The organism is Microbulbifer hydrolyticus (genome assembly GCF_009931115.1).
Classification (GTDB): domain Bacteria; phylum Pseudomonadota; class Gammaproteobacteria; order Pseudomonadales; family Cellvibrionaceae; genus Microbulbifer; species Microbulbifer hydrolyticus.
The window spans coordinates 2,962,200-2,988,517 of the sequence record NZ_CP047491.1; the positions used below are offsets into that span (position 1 = coordinate 2,962,200).

Sequence of the window (26,318 nt, forward strand, 5' to 3'; positions counted from 1 at the left end):
TTTTTTACATACACGAATGAGTCGTTATTCAGAATCCGACGGGTGACGCATCGGTGTCGGGAAAGGGAACTGGGCAATTTTGTCGCCTTTCACATCATGCACTTTGCCGACCCCCTCTTTCTCCACCTCGTCGATACGCACAATGCTGTGCATAGGGATATAGGAGCGCTTGACCGAGGAGAACTCGGTCTTCAGCTTTTCCTCGCTGGGGTCCACCACCAGCTGGGACTTCTCCCCGAATACGAATTCTTCTACTTCGATAAAGCCATACATCTCGCTCTGGTAGATAGCCCTCGCGTAGAGCTCGAATACCTGATTCTGGTTGTGGAAAATGACTTTGTAGATTGGGTTGGCCATGTAGTTCTCTGAAAGGCTGCGCCACTGGGATATAAAGGCAAGCGCCGGTAAATTCTAGTCTCGGGACTGGTCCGGGACGAGCTCACCCCGAAAAAGCGCGGAAGGTTACCACTGGAGCCAATCCCCGTCTATGCAGCCCAAAGTCGGGCCGGTATAATGCCCCACCTTTCAAATTGACCAGTTTTTAACCAGGCCCACTATGTCCTCCGAACTGTCCGAAAAACCGGTGAAAAAGCTTTTCATCAAGACCCACGGCTGCCAGATGAATGAATACGACTCTGCGCGCATGCGGGACCTGCTGGGTGAGTCCCACCAGATGGTACCCACGGATGACCCGGAAGAAGCCGACGTCCTTCTTGTAAACACTTGTTCTATCCGCGAGAAGGCCCAGGAAAAATTGTTCCACCAGCTGGGCCGCTGGAAGCACCTGAAGGAAAAGAATCCCGAGCTGGTGATTGGTGTGGGCGGCTGTGTGGCCAGTCAGGAAGGCGAGGCCATCGCCAAGCGCGCCCCCTACGTCGACCTGGTATTCGGCCCGCAGACCCTGCACCGCCTGCCGGAAATGATGGAAACCAAGAAACAGCAAAGCGGCGCCATCGTGGTGGATGTGTCCTTCCCGGAGATCGAGAAGTTCGACCGCCTGCCCCAGCCAGAAGCGGATGGCGTGAGCGCATTCGTCTCCATCATGGAAGGCTGTTCCAAATACTGCACCTTCTGCGTGGTGCCCTACACCCGCGGTGAGGAAGTGAGCCGCCCGGTCGCCGACGTGCTGGAAGAAGTGGCGCACCTCGCTGGCCAGGGAGTTCGCGAGGTAAATCTGCTGGGGCAGAACGTGAATGCCTACCGCGCAGCCGGCGAAGATGGCCAGATTGTGGACTTTGCCGAACTGATTACCTATGTAGCCTCCATCGATGGTATCGACCGCATTCGCTACACCACCTCACACCCGGTAGAGTTCTCCGATGCGCTGATCGATGTGTACGCCGAGGTTCCGGAGCTGGTGAACCACCTGCACCTGCCGGTACAAAGTGGCTCCGACCGCATCCTGATGGCGATGAAACGCGGCCATACGGCCCTGGAGTACAAGTCCAAAATTCGCCGACTGAAGGCGATCCGCCCGGATATCTGCCTGTCTTCGGACTTTATTATCGGCTTCCCCGGTGAAACCGAGCGTGACTTTGAAGCCACCATGAAACTGATTCAGGATGTGGGTTTCGATATCTCCTTCAGCTTCATCTATTCCGCGCGCCCGGGTACCCCCGCGGCAGACCTGCCGGACGAAACCCCGGAAGAGGTCAAGAAGCACCGTCTGCAGCTGCTGCAGCACCGCATCAATCAGCAGGCTGCAGAGATTGCACGCCGGATGGTGGGCAACGTGGAACGCGTGCTGGTGACCGGTGTATCCAAGAAAGACCCGGGACAGCTGCAGGGTCGCACCGAGAACAACCGGGTGGTCAACTTCCGCTTCGACGATATGGCCCTGATTGGCAAGTTTGCGGATGTATTGATTGAAGAGGCACTGCCGAACTCCCTGCGGGGTACTCTGGTGGCCTCCGAGCTGGATGGGTCGCTCGGCTAACCCACGGGAAATTCAGGTTTCGGGGCACCGTTTTGGGGGTTCCGTGGCGGTCCTGCTACCGATATCCCTTTGCGAGACACGCCGTGAACCCATCCCTGGGGGCTTGTCGAAAAGGGATATCGGTACCAGAACCTTCGCATCACGCCCACTAGACCTTGGCGAACGAATAGGTCAGCTATTGCGCGGCGCTCCGAATCTAAGGCCCTGATGCCGGGATGCGTTTCCGGGACCGTACGCGGCCATGGATGGCCGCGTCCGAGCGCACAGGGATGTGCTTGTAGCGTGTCCCGGAGACGCATCCCGGCAGCAGGGCCGCCACAGGAACATGCTAAGAAGCGGTACTGCCTGCGAAGCACAAGGCCCCAAAACAGTCAGTGACCACAAATCGTCATACTCCCCTGTTATAAGCCCCGGAACCGGTTAGAACCCATTCGTCACAAACCGACCTTTCCCCTACGAGGGAAATGGGTATAACCTACAGACTGAACCCCCAGACTAAAGGTGCATGGAAACCAATTTGGAAACACAAGCCCTCGCTCACAGCATCACCCTTGAGCCAAACGACGCCCGCCGCCTGGCCAACCTCTGTGGCCAATTCGATCAACACCTGCGCCAGATTGAACAGCGATTGGATATCGAAATCCGCAATCGCGGCAATCAGTTTGCCATCTATGGCGATGCGAGTTCCGCGCGTGCTGCGGGCGAGATCCTGAGCAACCTGTATAAGGAAACCGGATCCAAAGAGGATCTGACCCCGGACGAGATTCACCTCGCCCTGCAGGAGTCTGGCGTTGAAGAACTGGTAAAAGGTGGCCAGAAAGCCGAAGAGGGTGAGGGCGACCAGGTGGTGCTGATCCGCACCAAAAAGTGTTCCGTGCGGCCTAGAGGGATCAACCAGCGCAAATACGTGCGTGCGGTGCAGAGTAACGATATCAACTTCGGTATTGGCCCCGCTGGTACCGGTAAAACCTATCTGGCGGTAGCCTGTGCCGTGGAGGCCCTGCTCAAGGACTCCGTAGAACGCATCCTGCTGGTGCGCCCTGCGGTAGAAGCCGGTGAAAAACTGGGCTTCCTGCCCGGTGACCTCAGCCAGAAGGTAGACCCCTACCTGCGCCCCCTGTACGACGCCCTGTTTGAAATGCTGGGCTTCGAGACCGTTGGCAAGCTTATCGAGCGCAATGTGATCGAAGTGGCTCCGCTCGCCTATATGCGCGGCCGCACCCTGAACAACGCGTTTGTGATTCTGGACGAGAGCCAGAACACCACCCGCGAACAGATGAAGATGTTCCTCACCCGCATCGGGTTTGGGTCCACCGCAGTGATTACCGGTGACCCCAGCCAGATCGACCTGCCCCGCGGACAGGCCTCGGGACTCAAACACGCTATTGAGGTCCTGGACAACGTCAACGGCATCAGCTTCACCCACTTTGGGGCCAAAGACGTGGTTCGCCACCCGCTGGTACAGCGCATCGTGGAAGCGTATGACATCCACGAAGCGGAAGTGGAAGCGGAACGGGAAGCCGAACGCGCGGCGCGCAAGGCTGCGGCTCTTGAAGCGGCCGGCAAATCCGCTGGAGAAAATGCGGCCTGACGGCCGCGCCCATGAACACCAGCCATCCCGAGCACCGGGCGCAGCCCGAATCGCTCACGCCCGCTGAACTCACTCTCGATGTACAGCGGGCCACCTCCTGCACCGCACTTCCCGGCGATGACGATCTCGCCCGCTGGGCCGCCACTGCTGTGGGCGCCCATCGCGCCGAGGCGGAGATATCGCTGCGGATCGTCGATGAGCACGAAAGCCAGGCGCTGAACAGCCAGTACCGCGGCAAAGACAAGCCCACCAACGTGCTCTCCTTCCCCGCCGACATTCCCGAGGAAATCGCCCAGGAGCTGGACCTGCCCCTGCTCGGTGACCTGGTGATCTGTGCCCAGGTGGTAGCGCGGGAAGCGGAACAGCAGCACAAAGCCCTGTCCGCACACTGGGCACACATGGTGGTCCATGGCACACTGCATCTTTTGGGTTACGACCATATCGAGGACAAAGACGCCGAGATCATGGAAAACCTCGAAACCCGCATACTGGCTGAACTTGGATACAGTGATCCTTACCAGCCGATAAACGAGCCCGCGCAAGCCGCGCCGGCAGCAAAAATTTCAGACGGAACCGACGAGTAACGCGGAGTATGGCCACATCCATGACCACCGACGAACCCCCAAGTAGCTCCTCTTCCAACCGCCCCCGATCGGGGGAGAAAAACTGGTTGGAGAAAATACTGGGTGCTTTCTCACAAGAGCCCAAATCCCGCGATGAACTGCTGGACATCATCAAGGACGCCGCCGAAAACAAAGTCGTAGACGCGGAAGCCCTGTCTATCATCGAGGGCGCGTTGGATGTATCCAACCAGCAGGTGCGGGAAATAATGATCCCGCGCTCGCAGATGGTGGTGGTCAGTATCGACGACGCCCCCAAAGAATTCCTCCCCAAGATCATCGAATCCGGCCACTCGCGCTTTCCGGTTGTGGGCGAGAGCATCGATGACATTCGGGGTATTCTCCTCGCCAAAGACCTGCTGCCGCTGGTACTGAAAGGCGTGGACGAATTCCGGCTGGAAGATCACATTCGCCCCGCCAATATCATTCCCGAGAGCAAACGCCTGAACATCCTGCTGCGGGAGTTTCGCGAGAATCGCTATCACATGGCCGTCGTAATCGACGAGTATGGTGGCGTTTCCGGCGTGGTGACCATCGAGGATATCCTCGAGGAAATTGTCGGCGAGATCGAAGACGAAACCGATGAAGAAGAAGCGGATAGCTTTATCCGCAAAGTGAGCGACAACGACTTTGTGGTCAAGGCGCTCACCCCCATTGAGGACTTCAACGAATACTTTGAGTGCGAATTCAGCGATGAAGAGTTCGACACTGTTGGTGGCCTCATCATGCAGTCTTTCGGCCACCTGCCGGGACGCGATGAGATGACCAAACTCGGGGAGTTCAAATTCCGCGTCCTCTATGCTGACAACCGGCAGATTCACCTGCTGCGTGTCAGTCGATTTGACAGGCCCGCTGAAGAAGATGGCTGATGCGTAAATTCCTGCCTTCCCTGGCCGCCCTGTTCGCGGGCGGCCTGCTGACACTCTCGTTTGCTCCTTACAACCTCTGGTGGTGCAGCCTGCTTTCCCTGGGGCTGTTCGCATGGCTGCTGGCACCGGGCCGGGATACAGCGACGAATACGCTCAGCGGTAAAGCAAATTTCTGGCTCGCCCTCTGGTTTGGCGCCGGCCTGTTTGCCACCGGAGGCTCCTGGGTTTACGTCTCGATTACCGACTTCGGCAACTCCTCACCGGTACTGGGTGTCATCCTCACCGGCGCCTTTGTAGGTATTCTGGCCCTGGTGTTTGCCCTGCCCTTTACGTTGCTTGCCCGCTTGCGCGCAACCCCACTGTCTTTTGCCCTCTCCTTCGCCGCGCTCTGGTTTGTAAGTGAGTGGCTTCGCACCTGGATGTTTACCGGCTTCCCCTGGCTGTTTGCCGGTTACGGCCACATTCATACCTGGCTTGCCGGCTGGGCACCCGTACTCAGCGTTTACGGTATCGGCATGCTACTGGCCTTTTGCGCCGCCGTCGCCGCACTGTTTGCGCGCCGCGCATTCACCTCATGGAAATCCGTCAGTGCGCTGTCGATGCTTGCGGTGGCACTGCTGGTGTGGCCCGCGGGGCTGCTGCTTTCACAACTGGAGTGGACCCATGGGGACGGCAGCGTAAAGACCGTAGGCCTGGTACAGGCCAACATCCCGCAAGATAAGAAGTGGCTGCCGGAGTTTCGCGGCGAAACGATTCGACGCTACCAGACCGCCACCGAGGCGCTGCAGCGGGAAAATGTGGATCTGGTCATCTGGCCGGAGGCAGCACTGCCACTGCTTTACCACCACGCCCCCAACCTGATGGAAGCCCTGCAGAACAATGCGCAGGAGTCGGAAACCGATCTGATCACCGGCATCCTGTATGACACCGAGCAGGATCTCCGACGCGTGGTGCACAATTCTGCCGCGGTATTTGGTCACCAGCAGCAGCTCTATCACAAACGGCACCTGGTTCCGTTTGGCGAATACGTTCCCCTGGAGGACTGGATCCGCGGCACGATTGAATTCTTCAACCTGCCCACGTCATTTATTCGCCCCGGCCCGGAGGGCCAGCAACCACTGCAGGCGGGAGGGCTCAGCTGGGCGCCACTGATCTGCTATGAAATTGTCTACCCGCAACTGGTGGCGAAGAGTAGTGGCGATGCCGGGGTATTGCTGACCTTGAGTAACGACGCCTGGTTTGGCCGCTCCATTGGCCCACTGCAGCATATGCAAATGGCGCAAATGCGCGCACTGGAAACCCGGCGTTATCTGGTTCGTGGCACCAATACCGGTGTCACCGCCATCGTCGCGCCTGACGGCACTATTACCAAACAGCTCCCCCAGTTTGAACAGGCAACCCTGATCGGCGAGGTGGAATCCCGCCGTGGTCATACACCGTTCATGCTGATGGGAGTCTGGGGGCTTGTCGTACTGGCGGCACTCATGCTGCTGTTCGCAGTGCTCCTTCAGCGCCGTCCCACAGCGGAAGACGAAGCGGTTTTTGCCCGTGAAGCTACGGACTGAAATAGCTTCCGTACCAAACTGATACCGGGGCGTTTGTTGCCCCGGTATGCCGCCTGCTTTCACACAGCTTTCCCAATACCCGCCTTTTATTGACCGTATTCCATCGCAATCGCGATGACGGCTGCTATTATCCTGAGATATTCATCCGACGAAGATGACGGAAATGCAGCATTGATTCCGTCAATTCGCCCGGCAGGCACCCACAATTCACAGGGCCTGCTCCCGGTCCCGCGCCTAAACCGCACGACAACGTCATGACCGGGTAAATGTTTTTCATGCACAGACCAAACAATGTGCGGCACGGATGCCAGATTTATGCATTGCTTAATCACTGGCGGCACTGGATTAATAGGCCGTCTATTTTGTGCGAAATGGCTGGCGCGGGGTCACCGCCTCACGGTACTCAGCCGGTCTCCCAATAAAGTCCACAAACTCTGCGGCGAGTCAGCCCAGGGCGTACGGGACCTGCAACAGGTCGAGGGGCCGGTCGACGTGGTCGTCAACCTGGCGGGAGAAACCATTTCCAAGCGCTGGACCAGTGCGCGCAAACAGGAAATTCGCCGCTCGCGGCTGGAGACCACGTCGCAGCTGGTGCAATGGATACTTTCCCTGAACCAGCGCCCCAAATATGTCCTTTCCGGCTCAGCAGTGGGCTATTACGGAGATCGCGGTGGCGACCTGTTAAAGGAAAACAGTGGCCCCGGCGGTGGGTTTGCCGCCGAGCTGTGTAAAGAATGGGAGGCCGCCACCCAACCGCTTCAGCAAGCGGGCATCTGTGTGGGCACCATGCGCACCGCTATCGTGCTTTCTACCCGCGGCGGCGCCCTCCCTCAGATGCTGCCAGCGTTCCGCCTTGGCCTCGGCGGCCCCATGAGCAGCGGCGAGCACTGGATGAGCTGGATTCACGAAGACGACATCGTCGGCCTGATGCTGCACGCCATCGACCGCCACCTGTGTGTCCCCTTCAACGCCAGTGCCCCGGAGCCGGTCACCAATAACAGCTTCTCACGGCTTCTGGCCCGACAGCTCCACCGCCCCTGCCTGATGCGCACTCCCGCCTGGCTGTTGCGACTGATGTTCGGAGAGATGGCGGACGATCTTCTGCTGGCCAGTCAGCGAATGGAGCCGCGAACCGCCCTGGATAGCGGGTACAGCTTTCAGTACCCGACGCTGGAAAAAGCCCTGGCCGAACTGCTCGGTCCCTCCCACGCAAAGGGCGAAGCCCACCCCTCTTCCAGAACGCGTTAATCGCAAGCTCCGCATCGACAATCCTCCCGACAGCAACTACCCAAGGCAATTGCCCGCGCCAACAACGCAAAGAGCCCGCACTGGGCGGGCTCTCTCATCGATAGGACGTCAGACTCAGGCGGCGGCGGTAGTGCGCGTCAGCACATCTTCAAGATAACTGCGGGCCGTATCGGAATTGACCGGATCGGCTTTGCACCCCATTGGTGCAGAACCCACCCAGTGTGCGTGCCAGCGGTACCATTGGTTGGCTTCCTCGTCACTCTGGTGACGCTCCTGGCGAAGTTCAACGAAATCCGTCTGTTTCGGATCCAGCTTGAACTCGCGGACAATCTGCCCGACGAAGGTCTCGAAATTTTTGCTCAGTTTCGCCGCATTGTCGTCGCCCGCGGTCAGGATAACTAGCTGGCGCTTGCCCCGCTGGGTCAACTTGAAACCGATCCATACCGGTCGGTTCAGGCGATTATGCAGCTGGATAGGCGAGAAAAATGAAGGAATACCCGTCATCTGAATGTTACCTCGATTATTTTTATGTTGTTTTTATGAGTGAATCGGCAAAGCCGTAGCCAGGCCAGCCAAACCACGATTCAGACATCCTTTCATCTGAAGTCCATTCATCAGAGTTCCACTCCAGGCGGCCCTTTGGTTTCAAAAGAAACCGTCTGTGAGGGCGCCCATACTAGTTATTCGTACTGGGTGCATCAAGCACTCATCCGGAACGGATCCGGTAATGCAGTCAACAGGTGCGCCGCTTGGGCAATGGCCGCCAGCGATACCACTGATCCGCCACCAGCTCTCGCCAGTACATCTGGCTGCGCAACAGGGCCGCCGCACTGGGCAACCAGCGCAGCAGACCGCTCTCGGCCCTCGGCACCAGCTCCCCGGCGCTCCCCACTGGCAGTGGCTCAACCTGAATGCCGGCACGGGCGAAGCTCTCCGCCGCCCGCGGCATATGCCACCAGTGGGTTACCAACAGCACCCCTTCGACTCCGGAATCATGCAGAAGTGCCGCCGAGTTGGTAGCATTTTCCGCCGTGGTACGACTGCAATTCTCGCGCCAAGTCACCGGCCGCTGGAATAAATTCTCCAGCGCATCGGCCATCAGGTCGGCTTCAGGCACTTTTTCTTCCGAGTAGACCCGCCCGCCAGATACCAGAATCGGCAGCTTTTCCGGCCCATGCCCCGCCGCCCAGGCCACGCGTTCCAGGCTGGCGGCAGAGAGCCGCTCGGCCCCGGAATCCCCATCCCGATAGCGACCGCCTCCCAATACTACAATTGCCCCCGGCTCCACACCCGGAGCCTGTGGCTGAAGATTGACCAGGCGCTGCCCGAGCCAGCCGGAAAAGGCCGGTGTCGCGCAAATCCACAGGGTCAGGAAGCACAGGATAGCCAGCGGCAGTGACAGTTTTGCGACGGGGCTGGACGACGGGAAGAACCACAGCACAAAGGCCAGCAACAGCCCCACCAGGGGGGCAAATGGCGGCATGATGAGCGTCGACAGGGCAGTTTGCAGTTCCATCTTGCGATGCATGTATCCAGTTGCGAAGCATTGAGCCAATTTTGTTGGCGTGTGCGCGGCGCGGCTACCCCGCGTCGAGGCCACCGGCGATCTGGCGAAAGCAGCCAAAACCACAGCGGTGGCAGGGGGTGATCTGACTGCCGGCGTCGGGCAGCGCGCGATACCCGCAGCCCAGGCACTGCAGCTCCTCGCCCTCACCCACGGTTTCCCCGGCCAGGGCCCACGGCTCACCATGGCGAATACAGTACATCAGCGCCGGCCAGGCAGCCTTGGTGGGGTCGGCCGCTTCCAGCAACCAGTCACCGGTGCGCTCCTCAAGCGTCTTCAGCTCGCCACCGAGGTCTTCAAGGTAGCCCTCAGCCCGATGGGCGTCGTCTTTCAGCCACGCATTCAGGAACGCCGCCTTGTTGGCAGTGAGCTTTTCCACCGCCAATTCGTCTTTGACCAGCTGCTCCAGTTCCTGACGCAGGCCGGCGGACACTTTTTCATCATCCAGCAGCAAATCGGGATTATCCACCTGCCGCTTCTCATTCGTTCCGGCTTTAGGTTCCTTACTCATCCTATCCCTCCTATAATTCGCCGTTTTCCGGCCGAACCGCTTGTGCGGTTGACTGGTCAGAATACCCCAATAGATCGAGTCACAGAGTATAGGTTCCCCACAGATGGAAGAGCAGTACAACCCCTCCGCAGTCGAAGCCGCCGCCCAGGAGCATTGGGCCGAGCAGAAAAGCTTCGAGGTAAAGGAAGACCCCGCCAAGGACAAGTTCTACTGCCTGTCGATGTTCCCCTACCCCAGCGGCAAGCTGCACATGGGGCACGTGCGAAACTACACCATCACCGACGTCATCTCCCGCTACCAGCGCATGCAGGGCAAAAACGTCCTGCACCCCATGGGCTGGGATGCCTTTGGCCTGCCAGCGGAAAACGCCGCCATCCAGAACAAGACCGCGCCGGCCAAGTGGACCTACTCCAACATCGATTACATGAAAGGCCAGCTGAAAGCACTCGGCTTCGGCTTCGACTGGTCCCGCGAGCTGGCCACCTGCCAGCCGTCCTACTACCGCTGGGAGCAGTGGTTCTTCACCCGCCTGTACAAGAAAGGCCTGGTGTACAAGAAGAACTCCGCGGTGAACTGGTGCCCCCACGACGCCACCGTCCTCGCCAATGAACAGGTGGAAGACGGCTGCTGCTGGCGCTGCGGAACCACCGTGGAGCGCCGTGAACTGGCGCAGTGGTTCATCAAGATCACCGATTACGCAGAAGAACTGCTGAAGGACCTGGACCAGCTGCCGGACTGGCCGGAACAGGTGCGCACCATGCAGCGCAACTGGATCGGCAAGAGCAAGGGCGTGGAACTGGCGTTCGCGCTGCCGAAGACCATTGCCGGTGTCGACCACTTCGACGTCTACACCACCCGTCCGGACACCCTGATGGGCGTGACCTACGTGTCGCTGGCCGCGGAACATCCCATCGCGCTGGAACTGGCCGAGTCCAATCCGGAACTGAAAGCCTTCATTGCCGAGTGCAAGAAGCAATCCATGTCCGAAGCCGATATGGCCACCATGGACAAGAAAGGCATGGACACCGGCCTCAAGGCCATCCACCCGCTTACCGGTGAAGAAGTCCCGGTGTGGGTCGCCAACTATGTGCTGATGGATTACGGCAGTGGCGCCGTGATGGCGGTACCCGCCCACGACCAGCGCGACTGGGAATTTGCCAGAAAATACGACCTGCCGATCGAGCAGGTGATCGCGCCCGCCGGTGACGAAACCATCGACCTGGAAAAAGAAGCCTTTACCGAAAAAGGCGTACTGGTGAACTCCGGCGGCTTTGACGGCCTCGACTTCGAGGCCGCCTTCAACGCCATCGCCGACGGCCTGGAAGCCGCCGGCAAAGGCCGCGTCACCACCAACTACCGCCTGCGCGACTGGGGTGTCTCCCGCCAGCGCTACTGGGGAGCTCCCATCCCCATGTTTAACCTCGCCGACGGCAGCGAGATCCCGGTACCGGCAGAGAAACTGCCGATCCTGCTGCCGGAAGACGTGGAGCTGGACGGCGTCACCTCCCCGATCAAGGCAGATCCGGAGTGGTGCAAAGACGAATACAACGGCGAAGCGGTCGAGCGCGAAACCGACACCTTCGACACCTTCATGGAATCCAGCTGGTACTACGCCCGTTATACCTGCCCGGACTTTGAAGAAGGCATGCTCGACCCGGACCGCGCCAATTACTGGCTGCCGGTGGACCAGTATGTAGGCGGCATCGAACACGCCATCCTGCACCTGCTGTACGCGCGCTTCTTCCACAAATTGATGCGCGACGAAGGCCTGGTCAACAGCGACGAACCCTTCAAGCGCCTCCTGTGCCAGGGCATGGTGCTGGCCGAATCCTTCTACAAAGAAGAAAACGGCCACAAAACCTGGATTGCACCGACCGCGGTTGACGTCGAGCGCGATGACAAGGGCAAGCCCATCAAGGCCATCGAGCGCGCCACCGGTGAAGAAGTGGTCGCCGGCGGCGTGGTGAAAATGTCCAAGTCCAAGAACAACGGCATCGATCCCCACGCCGCTGTCCAGGAATACGGTGCCGACACCGTGCGCCTGTTCACCATGTTCGCCGCGCCCCCCGAGCAGACCCTCGAGTGGCACGACTCCGGCGTGGAAGGCGCCAGCCGCTTCCTGCGCAAGCTGTGGAAAACCGTCCACGGCCACGTGGAAGCGGGCGACGGCAGCGCCGCCATCGACACCGACAACCTGAGTGACAAGCAGCAACAGCTGCGCCGCAAGACCCACGAAACCATCCAGAAAGTCAGCGACGACTACGGCCGCCGCCAGACCTTCAACACCGCCGTCGCCGCGGTGATGGAACTGCTGAACGAAGTGAGCAAAGTGGCCGAACGTGACTCCGCCAACGGCCTCGCCGTAGAGCGCGAAGCCCTGCAGGCCGCCGTCATGCTGCTCGCCCCGGTCACCCCGCACATCAGCCACGGGCTGTGGAAAGCGCTGGGTAATGCCGGCGAGCTGGTCGATGCCGAGTGGCCGAAAGTCGACGAAAAAGCCCTGGTGCGCTCCAGCATCACCCTGGTGGTACAGGTCAACGGCAAACTGCGCGCGAAGCTGGAAGTTCCGGCAGACACTGATAAGAAGACCCTGGAACTGAAAGCACTCGCGGACGAGAACGTGGTGAAATTTACCGAAGGTAAAACCGTGCGCAAGGTAATTGTGGTACCGGGCAAGCTGGTCAATATCGTCGCCAACTAAGCGAAGTAATTACTGCTTACGAAGCACATGAGGCCGACCTGAAGGCCGGGTGCCGGGGGCAGGTTTTCAGGAGCGTCGGCGACAGGGACGTCGCCGACGCAGCGTACAGGGATGTATCCACAGGGGGGCGCCTAGCCCGGTCCTGAAAACCTGCCCCCGGTGCCCGACCGCCACCAGGCCAAAAAAGTACACAACGGACCAAGATGAAAACCAAAATGCTCCGCACACTCACAATAATCCTGGCCGTAACAATCTCAGCCTGCGGCTGGCACCTGCGCGGCGCACCGAAAAACTTCCCTCCCGGCAGCAAGCTGTACATCACCACCGAAGACCCCAGAAGTGAACTGGCCGAAAGTATCACCCGCTTGCTGCAAACCAGCGGCCTGCCGCTGGCCGAAGACCCACTCGACGCAGACTTTACCCTCACCATCCACAGCGAGACCGAGAAAAAGCGCACCGTCTCTGTGGACGCCAAAGGCCGCGCCTCGGAATACGAGCTCATCACCAGCGCCGAATACAGCGTGCAGGACAAAACCGGCAGAGACCTTCTTACCCAGGCCAAGGCCGATGTCTACCGCACCCTCGAATGGGACGACGCCGAAGTCGTCAGTAAAGGCGAAGAAGAGCGCTTGCAGCGGGAAGAAATGCGCCGTGAACTGATCAGCCGAATCATCGACCGCCTGCGTCGTATCGAGATCAGCACCCCTGTTACCGACGATCCGGCGTCTCCCTGACATGGCAAGAATCAACCCACGGCAGCTGCCCCAGAACCTGCGCCAGGGCCTCGCCCCCATCTATGTCGTCACCGGCGACGAACCGCTGCTGGTGCAGGAGTGCTGCGACAGCATCCGCGACGCCGCACGCAAACAGGGCTTCAACGAACGGGAACTGCTCCACGGCGAACACAACTTTGACTGGGGCCAGCTGCTCTCCGCCGCCGGCAGCATGTCCCTGTTCGCGGATAAAAAAATCATTGAACTGCGCCTGCCCGGCGGCAAACCCGGCGACAAGGGCAGCAAAGCCCTGCAAGAATTCGCCAGCATGGCGAATGAAGAAACCCTGCTGCTACTGGTGCTGCCGAGACTCGACCGCTCGCAACTCAACAGCAAATGGGTCAAAGCCCTGGATGCCAAAGGCGTACTGATCCAGATATGGCCGGTGGATGCTTCCGAAATGCCCCGCTGGATACACCAGCGCCTGCGCAGTGCCGGACTCGAGGCGGAACCAGAAGCGATACAGATTCTTGCAGAACGCGTGGAAGGAAACCTGCTCGCCGCCAGTCAGGAAATTGAAAAGCTGAAACTGCTCGCCAACGACAGCGTCATCACCGCCGAAACCATGAACAACGCCGTTGCCAGCTCCGCCCGCTACGACGTGTTCGGCCTGATCGACAAGGCATTGGCCGCCGACGCCGCCGGCGCCGTGAGAACCCTGCAGGGACTGCGCGCCGAGGGCGTGGAAGCGCCGGTAGTGCTGTGGGCCATTGCCCGGGAGATTCGCACACTGCTCGAAACCCAGGAGAAACTCGACCAGGGCCAGCCCATCAATCGACTGGTACGCATCCAGAAGCGCCAGCCGCTGGTACAGTCCGCCTGCCAGCGCCTGCGCCCCCGACACCTGGAAAACTTTCTGCTGCGTGCGCGCGCAGTAGACAACGCCATCAAGGGCGGCAAGGAAATGGACCCCTGGGCCGGGCTACTGGAGCTCACCCTGAATCTCTCGGGCAAGCGCAGTATCTGATGTTGAACGGTTGGCATGGATTGCCTGGCGCGGTCGCCAGCGCGCAAGCCTGTCAACCTGACACAAGCGGCCAATCAATCCGGCGCCCAAAGATAAGACTCCTCGCCGATAAAGCTCTAGGATATTCCGTAACACCAAGCAAGCTGACTAAGCTTGCATCAGTTGCCCGTGCTTGCCATTTGCAGAGAGAGCCCCATGAGCAAAGACCCGTCCACGTCGGAACTCGCCAGCACCCTCAACGATACACACCGCGTCTTCAATCAGCCAGAGCCCCTTCGCGGTCACAACCTTTTCGCCGGTGATGCCGCTTTGCGCGAGGCGGTTCAGCACAACGGCGGCCACTGGGCAGAAGACGACCTTCAGCGCTACGGCGAGATCTGTGGCCGCCCGGAGTGGATCGAGCGCGGATTTCTCGCCAACCATCACAAGCCAGAGTTCGAACCTCACGATCGCGTGGGGAACCGGGTAGATCAGGTCAACTACCACCCCGCCTACCATCAGCTGATGCAACTGGCTCTGTCAGAGGGGCTACACAGCAGCCCCTGGACGGACCCCAAGCCCGGTGCCCATGTAGTACGCGCAGCCAAGTACTACCTGCACTGCCAGGTGGAAGCGGGACACGGCTGCCCGGTAACCATGACATTTGCGTCGGTACCGTCGATCAAGCTCACTCCGGCGCTGGCCGAATCATGGCTGCCCAAGATTACCGACCGCGGCTACGACCCCAGCAACCGGCCACACACGGAGAAGAACACCGTCACCATCGGTATGGGCATGACGGAAAAACAGGGCGGCTCGGACGTGCGTGCCAATACCACGACCACAACACCGATTGGCGATGGTGCCTATGAGCTCGTCGGCCACAAGTGGTTTACCTCGGCGCCCATGTGTGACGCCTTCCTGATGCTCGCGCAAACCAAGGCTGGTCTCAGTTGCTTCCTGGTACCCCGCTGGCGCCCGGATGGCAATAAAAATCCGATTCAGGTCCAGCGCCTGAAAGACAAGGCCGGCAATGTCTCCAATGCTTCCTCGGAAATAGAACTACGCGGCGCTCTCGGCTGGCTGGTTGGCGAGGAAGGGCGTGGAGTGCCGGCGATCATCCAAATGGTTTCCGCGACCCGTTTTGACTGCATGATCGGCTCCTCCGCAGGTCAGCGTCAGGCCACGCTACAGGCTATTTATCACGCTTCGCAGCGCAGCGCGTTCGGCAAAACCCTGATCGAGCAACCGCTGATGCAGAACGTGCTCGCCGACCTGCAACTGGAGGTGGAGGGCTCCGTCGCCATGACCATGCGTATGGCGCGCGCGTTTGACCATCTCGACGACGAGCGGGAGAACCTGTTAATGCGCCTCGGCACTGCGGTGGGGAAATACTGGATTTGCAAACGTACCCCGCACCACGCCTACGAGGCCATGGAATGCCTGGGTGGCAACGGTGTGATCGAAAACTTCATTACCGCCCGCCTCTACCGGGATGCCCCGATCAATGCTATCTGGGAAGGCTCAGGCAACATTCAGGCATTGGACGTATTGCGCGCCATTGGCAAAACGCCCGAAGTACTGAACAACTGGTATGAAGAACTGGAGCGGAGCAAGGGCAATGACCTGCGCTACGACCGCGCCGTGGCGCATCTGAAAAGCCAGCTCGCGAACCTGGACGACATGGAATACCGTGCACGCCACATCATCGACCAGCTGGCGCTCACCATGCAGAGCCACCTGCTGATGCAGTCCGGCAACAGCGTGGTGGCGGAAGGATTTCTTGCCTCGCGCCTGGACGCGCGCGGCGCCGGGAATACCGGTACCCTGCCCGCGGGTGTCGATGTGCGAGCGATCATCGAGCGCGGCAATCCGCAGGTCATTTAGTCACGCCGCCTGCCATTCACCCTCGCGCTCGATACCGCAACGGTGACTGGCCGGTGCATCGCCGGCGCTGTCGCCGTCCCGGTAGCGGTACATGGTGTCCCAGATGAACTCGGAGATTTCCGCCTCGAAGCGCGGCATTTCAGGGCAAGTCCTTCACGCCAGGCTCAGTTGCGTCGCTGGGCCAAGGCGATGCAGGCGGCCTATGGCCTCGGCCAGCAGCGGTGCGCAATCGACGATCTGAAGTGAACCGCCACTCGCCTGCTGTGGCAGTGAATTCGTCACCGCGATCTTTTCCAGTGGCAACTGGCCGAGCTTCTCCAGCGCATCGCCGCAGAACTGCCCGTGGCTGGCCAGCGCCCAGATACGCGCGGCGCCGCCGCCCTGCATGGCACTGGCCGCGCGACGGATGGTGCCGCCGCCGGCAATCAGGTCGTCAACGATCAGCACATTGGCGTCGCGCACATCACCGACCAATGTACCGCCGGAGAGCTGATCCGCGCTGCGGTATTTCTCCACGAATGCGCGGCCGATTTCCCGCTGCAACCGCGCCCCCAGTGCCTGGCGCAGGGCTTCGGCGCGCTTCACCCCACCGACATCCGGAGACGCCACCACCAGCGGATGGTCATCCCCCTGCAACTGCGCTGCGGCAAAGTCCACGAACAGCGGCTGGGCCGGCAGGTGCAGCGTGCGGCAGCGGAAGGCGTTCTCGAACGCGGACTGGTTGTGGGCATCGAGGGTCAGCACCGCGTCTGTGCCCAGGGATTCGAACAGGCTGGCCAGATAGCGGCTGGACAAGGGATCGTGCAGCTTGGTGCGGCGGTCCTTGCGCCCATAGCAGAGGTAGGGAATAACCGCGGTCACGCGGGCGGCGCCGGCATCTTTTAACGCACCAATAAAAAAAAGCACGCGGATCAGCTTGTCATCCACACTGCTGCGCGGGTCGCTGTAAAGGGACTGCACCAGATAGACATCGGCGCCCTCCACATCATCGCATGGCCGGATCTTGTGCTCGCCGTCAACGAAGTCGCGCTCCTCGTGGGCGGCCAGCGGCTCGCCGAGCGCGGCGGCCACACGCGCGGCGAAATCGGCACCGGCATGTAGGCTAAACAGCTTGAGATGGCGCATCGCCCAAATACTCTTGAAACCAGTCGATGGCGAGGCGCACTACCTGTGCCAGAGTGCCCGGCTCCTCAAATAGATGAGTGGCGCCGGGCACTATCTCCAGTTGCGGGCCAGGTCCAGTGCGCTGCAGGTGTTCCATCTGCGCCGCCGCCTGCCGGTTCAGTTCGATCACCTGAATGTCCTCGCCGCCGACAAGCAACAACGTCGGCGCCTGCACCAGCGGCAGCGCGGCGCCCGCCAGGTCCGGGCGACCACCGCGGGACACCACCGCCTTCACACACTGCGGGCGAGCTGCCGCTGCAATCAACGCCGCGGCGGCACCGGTGCTGGAACCAAATAGCCCCAGGTTCAATGCGGCGGTATCCGGATAATCCGCTGCCCAGTCCACGGCGGCGGCGAGGCGCCGCGCCAGGCGTTCGATATCGAAGCGGTACTCACGGGTAACTTCGTCGACCCGATGCTCGGCGGCGGTGAGCAGGTCGAACAGCAGGGTTCCGATGCCGGCGTCATTCAGTTCCGCAGCGACGGCATTGTTGCGTGGGCTGAAACGGCTGCTGCCACTGCCGTGAGCGAATAACACCAGCGACCGGGTATGTGGTGGCAGAGTGAGGAAGCCCTCCAAACGTTCGCCGGCGGCATCCACCACAACCTCCCGCTTATCCACAGTCACCCCCCGCCCACTGCTCCGCCTCGCGCATCATCGTGATCACCTGCTCATCGTTCAGCTGAGAAAAATCTCGATACCAGGCGCCGATGGCCCAGAAGGATTCCGGTGTCATCAGGCACACTATCCTGTCCACCAGCGGAGTGAAGCGGCCGAGCGACGACGGCGGCGCCACCGGCACCGCCAGTACCAGCAGGGTCGGTTGCTGCTGGCGCACCGCCCGCGCCGCCACTTCCATGGTGGCGCCGGTGGCAATACCGTCATCTACCAGTATCACACAGCGGTCCTTCAGCTCCGGCCAGGGTTTATCACCGCGGTAGCGCCGGGCGCGGCGTTCCAGTTCCAGCTGTTCCTCGCGCGCCACCGCTTCCAGATCTTCGTCACTGATGCCGCAACTCCGGATAACGTCCTGGTTCAGCACCCGCGCACCGCTGGCAATGGCCCCCATCGCCAGCTCCCGATGGCCCGGCACCCCCAGTTTGCGCACCAGCATCAGGTCCAGGGGCGCATTCAACGCGCGCGCCACCTCCAATCCCAGCGGCACACCACCGCGGGGCAGTGCGAGAACAATCACATCCTTGCGCGAAGTCAGGTCCGGCAGCGAGGCGCACAGCGCTTCCGCCAGCAGACGTCCCGCTTCGACCCGGTTCAGAAATGGTGTCATCACAACGCGAACCTCGATGACTTCTGTCTAATAAAACTAGACTAGCAAACAGGCACCACCATAAAGCGCGCCATGACCGACCCCGCCGTCAAACTACCGGACCTGGAAGACAAGACCCGCTTCCTGCTCGCCCCCACCAGCTACCCTGAGGGCACAGGAGAAGTGCGTCTCGAGGAGACCCACATGGCGCGGGTGTTTCTCACCGACCACTTTGTCTACAAGATGAAAAAGCCGGTACGCTCCAGTTATCTGGATTTCAGCAGCCTGGACAAGCGTTATGCGGTGTGCCGGGAGGAGCTGCGCCTGAACCGGCGATTGACAGACGGAACCTATCTCGACGTGGTACCGCTGCGCGTGGACGCGCAGGGCCAGATGACCCTGGATGAGCGCGGTGTGCCGGTGGAGTGGCTGGTCAAGATGCGGCGCCTGCGCGAAGGCGCCGCCCTGCCCCGGCAAATCGACCGCACCACCCCGCAGACCCTGGCACCGCTGCTACAGCGGTTGTGTGACTTTTACCGTATCACCAACACCATTGAGCTGAACGCAGAGCAGTACCTGACATGGCTGGGCGACCGCTGCCGGGAGTGGCGCGACCAGTTGCTGGCCCCGGCGCTGTGGCTGGATGCGGGCGAAATCGATCAGGTCATCCAGGTATCCGGGGCGCTGCTGGACTTTATCCGCTGCGAGGCCCCGTTGCTGGGCGGGCGTGCCGAGGGCGGGCATATTGTCGAGGGACATGGCGACCTGCGCCCGGAGCACTGTTTCCTGACACAACCGCCGCAGGTGATCGACTGCCTGGAATTCAACCGCACCCTGCGCTGCGTGGACCCGGTGGACGAACTCAGCTATCTGGCGCTCGAATGCGAATTACTGGGAAGACTTGATCTGGGAGAGGCGGCGCTGGAATTCTACTCTCGGGTAAGTGGCGACCGACCGCCGCCGGCGCTGTCGCGTTTCTACCGCGCCGAGCGCGCTCTGCTGCGCGCACAGCTGGCCGCGGCGCACCTACAGGACGGCGAGGTCGCCGACCCGCAAAAGTGGCGGAACAAGACCCGTACCTATCTCGCGGTGGCACAGCGTTACTGCGTCTGAACCGCTAATACCATTGCACCGCGGCAACCCACTCATTACTCCGTAGCGACTGCCGGATTTATCAAGCGCCACTCATAAAGTACAGGAACAGGGCCATTATCAAGCCGAGCATTGCCGCCAACCCGGACCAGTAATTGTCTTCGCAAAACACTCTCGGAAATACTTCGATGGCGAGACTGGCGACCACGGCACTGGCCGCAAAGCAGCGGATATAAGCCAGTAATGTGTCAGAGGCGTCGCGCAGGAACCAGTGTCCCGTCAGAGCCGACAGCGCATAGAGCAGCGGATACCACAAGAGTGATGGCAATGATCACGTTAGGCCCGTCCCATGGCATACGTGGAGTAATGAGCGGCAGAAAATAGCGGAATTCAATCGACGTCTGGTCAGGTGCCACCAGAAAATGCCTTGCTCTACCAAGGTATTGTGGTGCCATCCCAGAAGAGTAGCTTGCCGCTATCGCTTTGCGGCAACGCTTCGAGAACGCTCACGATTCTGCGGGCACTCTGTTCCGGGGTGTAAAGCTTGTCGGTCGGAATATTGTCCTGAAACGGCTGCGACAACGGGGTATCCGTGGTGCCGGGGTGCACTGCCACCACACGGCAGTCTTCTACTTTGCGGCCCCACTCAATGGAGAGATTGCGCACCAGCATATTCAACGCGGCCTTGCTCATGCGATAGCTGTACCAGCCGCCCAGCTGGTTATCTTCGATACTCCCCACCTTGGCAGACAGGGATGCCCAGGTGAGCGGCGAGCGACGCTGCAGCAACGGCGCCACCGCCTGGGCCAGATGCAGATGGGTCAGCACGTTACACGTGAGGCTTTGTTGCAGGGCTTCGTCGGTACACTGCAGAAGGTTTTTCTCTGGACTGTGACCAGCCCAGTGCAGGCTACCGCAACAGTCGATGATCCAGTTGGGCAAAGGCTGTCCGCGCAGCCATTCGGTGATCGCGGGAACGGATTCCGGATCGGACAGCGTGCTGATCAAATGCTGATGACTGGCTGAAATCGGCGCGATATCACCACGGCTGATAGTGAGCAGAATGGCCTCAGGAAAGCGCGCTGCCAGCTCGCGGCACAGGGCGCCGCCAACACCCCCACTCGCACCGGCGAGCAGGATTGACTGAGGCTGAGTTGTTTCGGATTGCGGCATAGGCGTCCCTGCCCTTGCGATCCGTGGTATCAGGCTTCCTTTTTGCCGCCGTTTACCGGGGCTTTTTTCGGTTCGCTGACCACGCGGATCATCGGTTCGTCGGAGCGGAAAATCAGGCCGTGGATTTCCGTCGCATTTTGCCCCTGCAGCAACTGCTGCAGAAACTGCACGATCTGCGCGGAAATCTCCTGCCCCGGCACAAGTACCGGAATCCCCGGGGGATAGGGCACGATCTCGTCCGCACAGGTACGGCCCACCAGCTTTTTCTCAGCCGCCACACCGTTGTCCATCAAAGGCAACTCTTCGGTTTCGGCAAAATAGGCATCCGCAGGCAAGCGATTGAGATGGGTAAATTCAGGCAGCTGGCGCGCGGTTCCCACATGGGTGCGCTTGCGCGTTTGTTTCGCCAGTTGCTTGAGCGCATGTACCAGGCGCAACAACTTGCTCTCGGTACTGCCGAGGGTCACCAGTACGGACACGGTATTGTACGTGGTCTTCTCTACCTGGATGCCGAACTGGTCGAACAACTTGACCTGGATTTCCTTGCCGGAATACCCGCTGCCGGAAACGTCGATGGTGACCTTGGTGGGGTCGAGACGGATGTTGTCATTCACCAGCGGTGCCGGGATCAAATCCTCCCGGGTAAGCGCGCGGAACACGCCGGTAGCGTCCACTTCCCGGCGCAGGGTTTCCACCATCTGCAGGCAGTGGCGCAAACGGCCATAGCCCTCCATCACCATCTGTTTGCGGGCGACATCCAGGCTCGCAATCATCGAGTACTGCGGGCTGGTGGACGCGTACATATTCAGGTTTTCACGGAAGCGGAACTCGTCGAAGTCCGGATCCTGCACATGGATCATGCTGGCCTGGGAGAAGGCGGACAGCATCTTGTGGGTGCTCTGGGTCACGTAGTCGGCGCCACACTCCAGTGCGGTCGGGCGCAGCTCGGTGTGGAAATACCCGTGCGCGTACCAGGCCTCATCGATCAGAACCTTTACGCCCCGCTCGTGGGCGTACTCGATAATCGGTTTGAGGTCGTAGCGCAGGCCATCATAGGTGCAGGAGGTGATCACCAGCAGCCCCGCATCCGGATGTTCATCCAGCGCTTTCTCGATGTCGCTGCGACAGACCGGGCCGTAAATGCCAAATTGCGGATGCAGGGTGGACTTTAGGTACACCGGCTCCACCCGATTCATCACGATGGCGTGATGCACGGACTTGTGACAGGCCTGATCGACAATGATCTTGCCGCCACCGCCGAGTATCTGCTGGATGACCACCTTGTTGGCGGTGGAGGTGCCGTTGGTAAGGAAAAACGTCTGCTCGGCGCCGAACGCCTGTGCTGCCAGGTCCTGGGCTTCCTGAATTACCGAATGGGGCTCCAGCAGGCTATCCAGCACCTGCACCGATACCGATAGATCGGTATTGAATACGTGCTCGCCCATAAAGCGGTAGAAGTCCCCCACCCAGGGGCTGTTGCGCAGGCTGTCGCCACCGGAGTGACCCGGGGTGTGCCAGGCGTCGCGGGCGGAGAACACATAGTCCTTCAGCGTATCGGCAAACGGGGTGGATGCCCGGCGGGCGATAAACGCCTGTACCAGTCGGAACATATGGTTGAAGTTGCACTCGCGCCGGTCAAACAGCTCATCGAAGCGCTTGCGCACCGAGGCCGGAGCCCCGCCCTGATCGTTCAGGAAAGAATCTTGCGCCACCAGGAAGACGTTCAGCTGCGCGCGCAGATCGTGCATGCGGTCGGCCAGCTGCTCTGCGTCCTTGAGTTCCTCGGGGCTGCAGCCGGCATCGATGATCAACGCCTGCAAGCGGTCTTCTTCCCGCAGACACTTCTCCAGGGCACTCGTCGCCACCGACTCAAAACGCAGCCCAAAGGGGTTCTCGTGCTGCGCGGCCGTAGCGTTGAGGGCACTCACCCAAATGCTACTCAAATCGCGGTCATTACTGACCAGCGCCACACGGCATTCCAGTGGCTGGCGCTGCTCACACAGATTGCCCAGGTCAGGCATCGTCAGTTCTACACCCATAACGGCTCTTCTTATCTTTCAGCATAGAAGCCAGATACTAAATGAGGCAGGCGACGTTTAGGCAGGGCAAAGGGAAATTGGCGATAACCACCAGAAAATAGGGCCGATACGAAATCAAAAAACAGGAAATGGCGGGACTTCAGAACTTTGCGCTCTGAACTTCGCCGTTGAATTGTAAACAGTGCTCTACGCGCACGCGCTGCACCGGAGAGAGGTCTGTTAACGGAAAGTAATCGAATGCGGAATGCTCGGACGACAGGGTAATATGGCCATTGCCCTTTCCCTTGCAACCATGTGCTTTCAAGTGCGCGCGAAATATAAAGACGTGGGAATTGTAGACCCGGTGGTAATAAACGCCACTGAGGTAGTCGATTACCACTTCCCGGCCCAGCTCTTCCAGGCACTCCCGGTACAGGGCCTCGTGAATGGTTTCCCCCAAATCCAGCGCGCCACCTGGCAGGCCCCAGTTTTTGTCGGCGTAGGTTGCACGCAACTGCAATACCTCGCCTTCCTCATTGGTTATAACCGCGTGCGCGCTCAGCTTATAGGTGTCGTCAAATCCCATTCGTGGACCTTGCCCGTGATTCAGCTACCGGTACCCCGAGCCAGCTCAAAACCGATACCCAGAGTCTGTACCGATTCATCGTAGTCGATCAGGCTCTCGCCGTAACCATTGAAGTACTTCACATAGCCCCGCACCCGGTTTCCCATGGGGAAGCTCCAGCGCAGCTCTCCAGCCCCCTTGTTATCCGAGCGCAGGTTGTTGCGCACCATGATAGAGATATTGTGGTCACCGCGCTCGATACCGCCGACAAACTCGAAATGCCCGAGGTAGAACTCCAGGTCGGGGTTGTCATCATCCTCGGCAGCTTCCGGGATTCGGTACCAGGGTTTTACCGTGAAATACACGTCGTCTTTCTCGAAGGCAAAATTGGCGTAGATGCGGTTCCAGCTACGGGACAGGGGTTCGCTGCGGCCGTTGGACTGGTGATTGAACGCCACCTGATTCGCCACGTTCTGGAAACCAAATATGGTCCAGTCATTGAGCCAGGTCATGATCAGCTCCGGCTCGTGGTTGGTCTCGCGAAATGGCGCGGAATCATCCGAATTGTACGCCTGCCAGAAAGAACGGTTGGTATAGGCAAAGCTCATAAATGACGCCTTGCCAAGAAACCCACGCCAAACCGGCACCTGAACCGACAGCTGGAACTGCGCCTCAATAGAGTCCAGGTCTATCTGGCGCTCGATATCATAATCCTCCAGTCCACCCTTATTGGGCGACGGATTGTAGGTGAGCGGCAGCAGGTAATTCGTTTTGTGGGAGGCGAGAGTGAACGGGTTTTCCGCCGCATCGCGAATCGCCTGTGCGCGCTTGCTCACCAGTGCCCCGCCCTCCCCGGTAATCTCCGCCTCGGGCACCGTGGCAAACATCGGGGTTTCCTCCACCTGGCGTCCATCGCGAATCACGGAAAGCCGGCAGCGGATACGCATTTCCTCGAGGGTGATATTGGCGGGGGCGGTGACCAGCTGCTCGCTCAGGCAGTTTTCCAGACGTTTTCCCTCACTCTGCAGGGAGTCGTCCGTCTGCAGTAGTTCGATATCCTCATCGGTTGGCGCTGGTGGCGTCTCTTCGGCACGCACAGGTACCGCCAAAAACACACTGGTGGCGGCCAGCAGACCGAAGCCCAGATGCAGTGACTGACGAAAAAAGTGGCGGGAAATCAACAAGAATGGCGCTCCTGAACAGTTCAGGGCGCCAGTTTACATGGTTTACAGACTGATATCGTGCGGCGGGTCAGGCTATGGGACGATGACTCAGCACAGCGACTTGAGTTCCGGCGCCCACTCCAGATCCCGCAGGCGAACCTGCCACAGGCGCCCGGTACTGCTGGGCCAGTCGTACCCCACCAGCACTCCACGCGGGTCGACAAAACAGTGCGCATCGCGCTCGGCCTCGTCCCCCTGGTAGGAAAATACGGTGATATCCGGGCCGAGGTCGTGTACCCCCTGAATATTGGCATCACCGGGCATGATCGTGGCGCGGCGATGACTCACCCGGGGCGCAAGCAGCTTGCCACGCTGGGATGGGTCAACAATATCCGGTGCCACCACCTCGCAGCCAAATTCCATATCGCACAGGCGCAGTAGCAGCGGTCCCATGAAAATCCGCATCAGCGGAAACAGCAGCCGGTTGTGCCCCTCGATTAAACTCTGCTGCAACCCGTTGGGACCCGTCCACTCCGCCTCCATGGGATTCCCCATGTGGGGAGGCTGGCCATTGTCTGGCACCAGGCGATAGTGGGCATTAACCTCGTCGACTTCGTCTTTCCATGTGACGCGGCACTCGGTGACCAGCCCCGCGTCCATCAGTGCCCGCACCTCTATACCGTGCCCCTGCTCACCGACCAGGCGGCGGCTGATCAATAGTTGACGGTCCTGTTCATCTCGCCCGAGCTGCCAATCGTCCTGCACCGGCATGATTCTGCCGTCGCAGCTGTACTGATAGCGGCCCTGGGCCAGGTTAGCAGTCAATCGCATAAGATTCTCGTCCGTGATTTCTCTTAATGCTGAGAGGGAAGTTGATGGTGCAGACGCACAAATTTGATGCATGGCTCTCGCGCTCTTGCCTGCAAAAAGTATTGCACAAGCATGCGAGTTTGCTGCGGATTTGTGACGTTAAGCGGAATTTTTTATAAGCCCGCAAAGCCTTCCAGACAGTGCTCCAGGTTGCAAACGAGCACCCAGAACACAGGCTTGCCAGCCCGGGAATGCGCCCACGATTGCGGCAGCGTTATAGCCAAATAGTGCGAAACGCACGCGCAGTAGTTTTTTAAGGCATAATCGACCGGTTTATTACAACGGATTTTGTTAAGGAGAAGGCCATCATGCTCGAATGGCTGAATACACACATCGCCTACTGGCACTGGCTGGTACTGGGACTGCTGCTGGTTACTGCGGAAATTTTTGTCTCCGGGTTTGTGCTGTTCTGGTTTGGTATCGCCGCACTGTTTATGGGGGCACTGTTGCTGTTGGTTGGCATGCCCATCGCGCTGCAGCTGCTGCTGTGGGCCGGCCTTTCCATTGCACTGGTCTTGCTGTGGCTGAAATTTATCAAGCCCAACTGGAAAGACCGCACCACATCCGGCATGGCCATGGAAGCGCTAACCGGCCAGGTCGGCTCGGTCATCGAATCCAATATCGGCAAACCGCGCGGGCGCCTGCGCTTTCCGGCACCGATTCTTGGCGAAGACGAATGGCAGTTCATGAGCACCAGCGAAATTGCCATCGGTGAGCGGGTCACCGTGGTCAACATTTCCGGCAACACCCTGGTGGTCAGCCCGCGCTGACCGCCGCACAGCAAGCTTTCAATTAAA

At 59.9% G+C, this 26,318-nt stretch carries 26 protein-coding genes; 12 read left to right on the forward strand and 14 right to left on the reverse strand.

Annotation, left to right across the window (positions count from 1 at the left end; all coding sequences use genetic code 11):
• Nucleotides 1-24: 24 nt before the first annotated feature.
• Nucleotides 25-357, reverse strand: a complete 333-nt coding sequence (locus tag GTQ55_RS12660; RefSeq protein ID WP_183946651.1) for a DUF1820 family protein — start codon at nt 355-357, stop codon at nt 25-27.
• Between the two features lie 199 nt (nt 358-556).
• Here GTQ55_RS12660 and miaB point away from each other — a divergent pair, with 199 nt between their 5' ends.
• The 6 genes from miaB to GTQ55_RS12690 all read left to right on the forward strand — a co-directional run bounded on the left by miaB (nt 557) and on the right by GTQ55_RS12690 (nt 7,829).
• Entirely contained in the window at nt 557-1,936 is a 1,380-nt protein-coding gene (miaB, locus tag GTQ55_RS12665; protein WP_161859065.1) for a tRNA (N6-isopentenyl adenosine(37)-C2)-methylthiotransferase MiaB, read from the forward strand.
• 505 nt (nt 1,937-2,441) lie between these two features.
• The gene (locus tag GTQ55_RS12670; RefSeq protein WP_161859066.1) at nt 2,442-3,527 is read left to right on the forward strand and encodes a PhoH family protein; all 1,086 of its coding nucleotides are present in this window, start codon (nt 2,442-2,444) and stop codon (nt 3,525-3,527) included.
• A gap of 11 nt (nt 3,528-3,538) precedes the next feature.
• Nucleotides 3,539-4,111, forward strand: coding sequence for an rRNA maturation RNase YbeY (gene ybeY, locus GTQ55_RS12675; protein ID WP_161859067.1), 573 nt, complete (start codon nt 3,539-3,541; stop codon nt 4,109-4,111).
• A gap of 8 nt (nt 4,112-4,119) precedes the next feature.
• Entirely contained in the window at nt 4,120-5,016 is an 897-nt protein-coding gene (locus GTQ55_RS12680; protein ID WP_202620618.1) for an HlyC/CorC family transporter, read from the forward strand.
• Nucleotides 5,016-6,581, forward strand: coding sequence for an apolipoprotein N-acyltransferase (gene lnt, locus GTQ55_RS12685; RefSeq protein WP_161859068.1), 1,566 nt, complete (start codon nt 5,016-5,018; stop codon nt 6,579-6,581). The genes GTQ55_RS12680 and lnt overlap by 1 nt, the downstream gene beginning before the upstream one ends.
• 315 nt (nt 6,582-6,896) lie before the next feature.
• Nucleotides 6,897-7,829, forward strand: coding sequence for a TIGR01777 family oxidoreductase (locus GTQ55_RS12690; RefSeq protein ID WP_161859069.1), 933 nt, complete (start codon nt 6,897-6,899; stop codon nt 7,827-7,829).
• Nucleotides 7,830-7,943: 114 nt separating this feature from the next.
• Here the strand turns inward: GTQ55_RS12690 and GTQ55_RS12695 are convergent, their stop codons facing one another.
• From GTQ55_RS12695 to GTQ55_RS12705, 3 genes are all read right to left on the reverse strand, one after another.
• Complete coding sequence (locus tag GTQ55_RS12695) at nt 7,944-8,333, reverse strand: hypothetical protein (protein ID WP_161859070.1); 390 nt, start codon at nt 8,331-8,333, stop codon at nt 7,944-7,946.
• Between the two features lie 229 nt (nt 8,334-8,562).
• Nucleotides 8,563-9,345 carry a YdcF family protein gene (locus tag GTQ55_RS12700; RefSeq protein ID WP_237567665.1) on the reverse strand — a complete coding sequence of 261 codons (783 nt, stop codon included), beginning with the start codon at nt 9,343-9,345 and terminating at the stop codon, nt 8,563-8,565.
• Nucleotides 9,346-9,409: 64 nt separating this feature from the next.
• Nucleotides 9,410-9,904, reverse strand: a complete 495-nt coding sequence (locus GTQ55_RS12705; RefSeq protein ID WP_161859072.1) for a zinc ribbon-containing protein — start codon at nt 9,902-9,904, stop codon at nt 9,410-9,412.
• 103 nt (nt 9,905-10,007) lie between these two features.
• On the opposite strand from GTQ55_RS12705, the gene leuS reads away from it, so the two are divergent.
• The 4 genes from leuS (at nt 10,008) to GTQ55_RS12725 (ending at nt 16,211) form a co-directional block, all read left to right on the forward strand.
• Nucleotides 10,008-12,605, forward strand: a complete 2,598-nt coding sequence (leuS, locus tag GTQ55_RS12710) for a leucine--tRNA ligase (RefSeq protein ID WP_161859073.1) — start codon at nt 10,008-10,010, stop codon at nt 12,603-12,605.
• Between the two features lie 203 nt (nt 12,606-12,808).
• Nucleotides 12,809-13,339, forward strand: a complete 531-nt coding sequence (locus tag GTQ55_RS12715; RefSeq protein WP_161859074.1) for an LPS-assembly lipoprotein LptE — start codon at nt 12,809-12,811, stop codon at nt 13,337-13,339.
• 1 nt (nt 13,340) lies between these two features.
• Nucleotides 13,341-14,345: a DNA polymerase III subunit delta gene (gene holA / locus GTQ55_RS12720; RefSeq protein ID WP_161859075.1), complete on the forward strand. Its 1,005-nt coding sequence runs from the start codon at nt 13,341-13,343 to the stop codon at nt 14,343-14,345.
• A gap of 195 nt (nt 14,346-14,540) precedes the next feature.
• Complete coding sequence (locus tag GTQ55_RS12725; RefSeq protein WP_161859076.1) at nt 14,541-16,211, forward strand: isovaleryl-CoA dehydrogenase; 1,671 nt, start codon at nt 14,541-14,543, stop codon at nt 16,209-16,211.
• Here GTQ55_RS12725 and GTQ55_RS12730 read toward each other — a convergent pair whose 3' ends face one another.
• Genes GTQ55_RS12730 through GTQ55_RS17980 form a run of 4 tightly spaced genes read right to left on the reverse strand, consistent with a single transcriptional unit; the run spans nt 16,212 to nt 18,661 of the window.
• Nucleotides 16,212-16,349 (reverse strand): hypothetical protein, encoded by a 138-nt coding sequence (locus GTQ55_RS12730; RefSeq protein ID WP_161859077.1) that lies wholly within the window; start codon nt 16,347-16,349, stop codon nt 16,212-16,214.
• 15 nt (nt 16,350-16,364) lie between these two features.
• Nucleotides 16,365-17,336 (reverse strand): ribose-phosphate diphosphokinase, encoded by a 972-nt coding sequence (locus GTQ55_RS12735; protein WP_161859078.1) that lies wholly within the window; start codon nt 17,334-17,336, stop codon nt 16,365-16,367.
• The gene (locus GTQ55_RS17975) at nt 17,314-17,997 is read right to left on the reverse strand and encodes a dienelactone hydrolase family protein (protein WP_237567666.1); all 684 of its coding nucleotides are present in this window, start codon (nt 17,995-17,997) and stop codon (nt 17,314-17,316) included. The genes GTQ55_RS12735 and GTQ55_RS17975 overlap by 23 nt, the downstream gene beginning before the upstream one ends.
• Nucleotides 17,990-18,661, reverse strand: coding sequence for a phosphoribosyltransferase (locus GTQ55_RS17980; protein WP_183946673.1), 672 nt, complete (start codon nt 18,659-18,661; stop codon nt 17,990-17,992). Before GTQ55_RS17980 ends, GTQ55_RS17975 begins: the two co-directional genes overlap by 8 nt.
• A gap of 72 nt (nt 18,662-18,733) precedes the next feature.
• On the opposite strand from GTQ55_RS17980, the gene GTQ55_RS12750 reads away from it, so the two are divergent.
• Entirely contained in the window at nt 18,734-19,753 is a 1,020-nt protein-coding gene (locus GTQ55_RS12750; protein ID WP_161859081.1) for a hypothetical protein, read from the forward strand.
• Nucleotides 19,754-19,814: 61 nt separating this feature from the next.
• Here the strand turns inward: GTQ55_RS12750 and GTQ55_RS12755 are convergent, their stop codons facing one another.
• The 6 genes from GTQ55_RS12755 to GTQ55_RS12780 all read right to left on the reverse strand — a co-directional run bounded on the left by GTQ55_RS12755 (nt 19,815) and on the right by GTQ55_RS12780 (nt 25,482).
• The gene (locus GTQ55_RS12755) at nt 19,815-20,060 is read right to left on the reverse strand and encodes a hypothetical protein (RefSeq protein ID WP_161859082.1); all 246 of its coding nucleotides are present in this window, start codon (nt 20,058-20,060) and stop codon (nt 19,815-19,817) included.
• A 104-nt stretch (nt 20,061-20,164) separates the two neighbouring features.
• Nucleotides 20,165-20,905 (reverse strand): SDR family NAD(P)-dependent oxidoreductase, encoded by a 741-nt coding sequence (locus GTQ55_RS12760; RefSeq protein ID WP_161859083.1) that lies wholly within the window; start codon nt 20,903-20,905, stop codon nt 20,165-20,167.
• Nucleotides 20,906-20,934: 29 nt separating this feature from the next.
• A complete protein-coding gene (locus tag GTQ55_RS12765; protein WP_161859084.1) occupies nt 20,935-22,944 on the reverse strand; it encodes an aminotransferase class I/II-fold pyridoxal phosphate-dependent enzyme in 2,010 nt (669 codons plus the stop codon).
• 139 nt (nt 22,945-23,083) lie between these two features.
• On the reverse strand, nt 23,084-23,509 hold the full coding sequence (locus tag GTQ55_RS12770; RefSeq protein WP_161859085.1) for an NUDIX hydrolase: 426 nt from the start codon (nt 23,507-23,509) through the stop codon (nt 23,084-23,086).
• Nucleotides 23,510-23,529: 20 nt separating this feature from the next.
• Nucleotides 23,530-24,672, reverse strand: a complete 1,143-nt coding sequence (locus GTQ55_RS12775; protein ID WP_237567667.1) for a phospholipase A — start codon at nt 24,670-24,672, stop codon at nt 23,530-23,532.
• 87 nt (nt 24,673-24,759) lie between these two features.
• A complete protein-coding gene (locus GTQ55_RS12780) occupies nt 24,760-25,482 on the reverse strand; it encodes a hypothetical protein (protein WP_237567668.1) in 723 nt (240 codons plus the stop codon).
• A 347-nt stretch (nt 25,483-25,829) separates the two neighbouring features.
• Between GTQ55_RS12780 and GTQ55_RS12785 the strand changes: the two genes are divergently transcribed.
• Nucleotides 25,830-26,291, forward strand: coding sequence for an NfeD family protein (locus GTQ55_RS12785; RefSeq protein ID WP_161859086.1), 462 nt, complete (start codon nt 25,830-25,832; stop codon nt 26,289-26,291).
• The last annotated feature ends 27 nt before the right edge of the window (nt 26,292-26,318 follow it).

Excerpts from the sequence above, each read along its gene's own strand:
- GTQ55_RS12660 (WP_183946651.1), bottom strand. The coding sequence starts at position 357 with ATGGCCAACCCAATCTACAAAGTCATTTTCCACAACCAGAATCAGGTA.
- miaB (WP_161859065.1), top strand. The coding sequence starts at position 557 with ATGTCCTCCGAACTGTCCGAAAAACCGGTGAAAAAGCTTTTCATCAAG.
- GTQ55_RS12670 (WP_161859066.1), top strand. The coding sequence starts at position 2,442 with ATGGAAACCAATTTGGAAACACAAGCCCTCGCTCACAGCATCACCCTT.
- ybeY (WP_161859067.1), top strand. The coding sequence starts at position 3,539 with ATGAACACCAGCCATCCCGAGCACCGGGCGCAGCCCGAATCGCTCACG.
- GTQ55_RS12680 (WP_202620618.1), top strand. The coding sequence starts at position 4,120 with ATGGCCACATCCATGACCACCGACGAACCCCCAAGTAGCTCCTCTTCC.
- lnt (WP_161859068.1), top strand. The coding sequence starts at position 5,016 with ATGCGTAAATTCCTGCCTTCCCTGGCCGCCCTGTTCGCGGGCGGCCTG.
- GTQ55_RS12690 (WP_161859069.1), top strand. The coding sequence starts at position 6,897 with ATGCATTGCTTAATCACTGGCGGCACTGGATTAATAGGCCGTCTATTT.
- GTQ55_RS12695 (WP_161859070.1), bottom strand. The coding sequence starts at position 8,333 with ATGACGGGTATTCCTTCATTTTTCTCGCCTATCCAGCTGCATAATCGC.
- GTQ55_RS12700 (WP_237567665.1), bottom strand. The coding sequence starts at position 9,345 with ATGGAACTGCAAACTGCCCTGTCGACGCTCATCATGCCGCCATTTGCC.
- GTQ55_RS12705 (WP_161859072.1), bottom strand. The coding sequence starts at position 9,904 with ATGAGTAAGGAACCTAAAGCCGGAACGAATGAGAAGCGGCAGGTGGAT.
- leuS (WP_161859073.1), top strand. The coding sequence starts at position 10,008 with ATGGAAGAGCAGTACAACCCCTCCGCAGTCGAAGCCGCCGCCCAGGAG.
- GTQ55_RS12715 (WP_161859074.1), top strand. The coding sequence starts at position 12,809 with ATGAAAACCAAAATGCTCCGCACACTCACAATAATCCTGGCCGTAACA.
- holA (WP_161859075.1), top strand. The coding sequence starts at position 13,341 with ATGGCAAGAATCAACCCACGGCAGCTGCCCCAGAACCTGCGCCAGGGC.
- GTQ55_RS12725 (WP_161859076.1), top strand. The coding sequence starts at position 14,541 with ATGAGCAAAGACCCGTCCACGTCGGAACTCGCCAGCACCCTCAACGAT.
- GTQ55_RS12730 (WP_161859077.1), bottom strand. The coding sequence starts at position 16,349 with ATGCCGCGCTTCGAGGCGGAAATCTCCGAGTTCATCTGGGACACCATG.
- GTQ55_RS12735 (WP_161859078.1), bottom strand. The coding sequence starts at position 17,336 with ATGCGCCATCTCAAGCTGTTTAGCCTACATGCCGGTGCCGATTTCGCC.
- GTQ55_RS17980 (WP_183946673.1), bottom strand. The coding sequence starts at position 18,661 with ATGACACCATTTCTGAACCGGGTCGAAGCGGGACGTCTGCTGGCGGAA.
- GTQ55_RS12750 (WP_161859081.1), top strand. The coding sequence starts at position 18,734 with ATGACCGACCCCGCCGTCAAACTACCGGACCTGGAAGACAAGACCCGC.
- GTQ55_RS12760 (WP_161859083.1), bottom strand. The coding sequence starts at position 20,905 with ATGCCGCAATCCGAAACAACTCAGCCTCAGTCAATCCTGCTCGCCGGT.
- GTQ55_RS12765 (WP_161859084.1), bottom strand. The coding sequence starts at position 22,944 with ATGGGTGTAGAACTGACGATGCCTGACCTGGGCAATCTGTGTGAGCAG.
- GTQ55_RS12770 (WP_161859085.1), bottom strand. The coding sequence starts at position 23,509 with ATGGGATTTGACGACACCTATAAGCTGAGCGCGCACGCGGTTATAACC.
- GTQ55_RS12780 (WP_237567668.1), bottom strand. The coding sequence starts at position 25,482 with ATGCGATTGACTGCTAACCTGGCCCAGGGCCGCTATCAGTACAGCTGC.
- GTQ55_RS12785 (WP_161859086.1), top strand. The coding sequence starts at position 25,830 with ATGCTCGAATGGCTGAATACACACATCGCCTACTGGCACTGGCTGGTA.